Here is a 2,742-nt window from a genome sequence, read left to right on the forward strand (position 1 = left end):
TACCGATGCTGGCTTCCTCAATTCGTTCAACTACCCCGGCATCGGCCTGCACCAGGAACTGCAGCTGTTCGTGAAGGAAGGCCTGAGCGCACCGCAGGCGCTGTCGGCCGCGACCCGTTCGGGCCCGGCCTGGTTCGGCCAGATGCAGCGCTATGGCGGCGTCGCCACGGGCAAGGCGGCCGATCTGGTGTTGCTGACCGCCAACCCGTTGCAGGACATCGCTGCCACCGAAAAGATCGACAGCGTGATCCTGCGCGGTGATGTGTACGATCGCGCGGCGCTGGACAAGATGCTGGCCGACACCAAGGCAAAGGTCGCTGCATGGAATGCCGTGGCGAAGCAGGACCACGCTTCGCAGTGATGCGGCCGGTAGCGCCTAGCGCGGTGCCGGCCGCATGCCATGCAGCTGCGGCAGCGTGGTTTTCATCGCATCGATGAAGGCGCGCAGGCGCAGCGGTTGCTGTCGCGCAGCGGGGAACACCAGATGCACCGGCAGCGGTGGTGCCTGCCAGTCCGCTAAAAGCTGCACCAACCGACCTTCGGCCAGATCCTCGGCCACCAGCCAGGCCGACACCACTGCGGCCCCCAATCCCGCACGTGCGGCCTGCTGCACCACGAACAGGTTGTCACTCAGCAGGCGCGGCGTGATCGACAGCGTGTGCGCACGGCCCTGCGCATCGTGCAGCAGCAGACGTTCGCGGTAGTAGGTGACCAGCGAGATCCACGGCAATGCCTGCGCCTGTTCGGGGGTGGTGATCGACTCCGCATCGGCCAGCGACGGTGCGGCCACGACAATGCGAGGTACTTCGGCCAGCGGCAGGGCAACCACGCGCGGTTCATCGACCGCGCCGACCCGCACCGCGCAGTCGATGCCTTCGGCGATGAAGTCCGGGCGGCGGTCCTCGAGGATCCACTCCAGGCTCAGTTGTGGATGCTGGGCCAGGAAGTCGAGCATGGTGGGCAGCAGCTGCGCCTGGCCGAACGCATGCGGGACCATCACCCGCAGGCGGCCGCTGAGCCTCTGTGTCTGCCCGTGCAGCTCGGCCTGCAGCGCTTCCCATTCGTCCACCACCCGCTGCGCATGGCGTTGGCAGCGCTGGCCGTCCTCGGTCAGCAGCAGGCCGTGGGTAGAGCGCTGCAGCAGGCGCAGGCCCAGCTGCCGTTCCAGGGCTTGAAGCCGACGGCTGACGGTGGGCTGGGTGGTGCCCAGCTGCACGGCGGCGGCCGAAAGGCTGCCGCTGTCGACGATGCGCAGGAAGGTACGCAGCAGGTCCAGGCGGTCGCCGCCCGATGCGAGATCGTTCATGCGTATGGCGTATGTAAAGTATGTTGTTGAGCCTACTACAGACGCATCGCGAATGTAGGCACGCTAGGCTCCAATTCTCTCCCTGGTGCCTTCCATGCCCGCTCCCTCGCTCTCAACCGTCGTCTCTGCGCCACGCGCTGCGCCCGCCCCGTCCCTGGTGCTGGCCATGGCCRCCGGCGCGGGCTTTTCGGTGGCCTCGCTCTATTACAGCCAGCCGATGCTGGGCCTGATCGCGCAGGATCTGGCTGCGGGCGAGCGTGCCGTGGGCCTGGTGCCGACGCTGACCCAGCTGGGCTATGCGCTGGGCATCCTGCTGCTGGCTCCGTTGGGCGACCGCTTCGACCGGCGCAACCTGATCCTGCTGAAGTCGGTGCTGCTGGCGTTGGCCCTGGGGGCGGCCGCCCTGGCCGGCCAGTTGCCGGGGCTTCTGGTTGCCAGCCTGCTGGTGGGGCTGATGGCCACGCTGGCACAGGACATCGTGCCGGCCGCCGCGGTGCTGGCACCGGATGCGCAGCGCGGGCAGGTGGTGGGCAGAGTGATGACCGGCCTGCTGCTGGGCATYCTGCTGTCRCGCGTGGTCAGCGGCGTGGTGGCCGAAGCCTGGGGCTGGCGCGTGCAGTTCGGCCTCGCTGCGCTTTCGGTGCTGGCGATGGGGGCGGTGATGGCACGCGCACTGCCGCACTTCGCTRCGACCAGCACGCTGCGTTATCCGGCGCTGCTGGGTTCGTTGCTGGCGCTCTGGCGCGAGCAGCCGCAGCTGCGCCGCGCCGTGGCCAGCCAGTCGCTGCTGGCGGTGGGCTTCAGTGCGTTCTGGTCGACGCTGGCGCTGATGCTGCACGCACGGCTGGGCCTGGGCAGTGCCGCCGCGGGTGCGTTCGGCATTGCCGGTGCTGCCGGTGCATTGGCGGCACCGGTTGCCGGTCGTTTTGCAGATCGGTTGGGCAGCCCCGCGGTCGCGCGGTTGGCGATTGCCGTCGCCTTGGTTGGCTTTGCGCTGTTGCTGGTCGATGCGTGGCTGCCGGCCGTGGCGCTGCTGCCGTTGCTGGTGGTCAGCGCGCTGCTGTTCGACTTCGGTTTCCAGTCGGCGCTGGTCGCGCACCAGACCCTGGTCTACGGCCTGGTGCCGCCGGCGCGCAGTCGCCTCAATGCACTGCTGTTCACCGGCATGTTCATCGGCATGGCTGGCGGTGGTGCGTTGGGCAGCCTGGCGCTGGCGCAGTGGGGTTGGCACGGCGTGGCGTGGCTGGCGACGATCTGCGCCGGCGGCAGCCTGCTGATCCGTCTGCGTTGAGGGTGGTTCGGCAGGGCTGCGCCCTGCACCTGCTGTAGTGCCGGCCGCTGGCCGGCAACCTCAACAGCAACAGCAACAGCGGGTATTCCGTGGAGGGCGGGGCGGTGTCGGATGGCGGGGACGCCGCAAGTACGTCCTTGTAGGC

The 2,742-nt window shown here is 68.7% G+C and carries 3 protein-coding genes; 2 read left to right on the forward strand and 1 reads right to left on the reverse strand.

What is annotated here, in order from left to right:
• Positions 1-361, forward strand: a 361-nt coding sequence (locus AC1VAN_RS17595; protein WP_480986321.1) for an amidohydrolase family protein, incomplete at its 5' end; no start/stop codon positions are given.
• Between the two features lie 15 nt (positions 362-376).
• Here the strand turns inward: AC1VAN_RS17595 and AC1VAN_RS17600 are convergent.
• A complete protein-coding gene (locus AC1VAN_RS17600; protein WP_025878522.1) occupies positions 377-1,306 on the reverse strand; it encodes a LysR family transcriptional regulator in 930 nt (309 codons plus the stop codon).
• A 94-nt stretch (positions 1,307-1,400) separates the two neighbouring features.
• Here AC1VAN_RS17600 and AC1VAN_RS17605 point away from each other — a divergent pair, with 94 nt between their 5' ends.
• Positions 1,401-2,597 (forward strand): MFS transporter, encoded by a 1,197-nt coding sequence (locus AC1VAN_RS17605; protein ID WP_480986322.1) that lies wholly within the window; start codon positions 1,401-1,403, stop codon positions 2,595-2,597.
• Positions 2,598-2,742 lie beyond the last annotated feature (145 nt).

Source organism: Stenotrophomonas sp. 05L44_2, assembly GCF_056665995.1.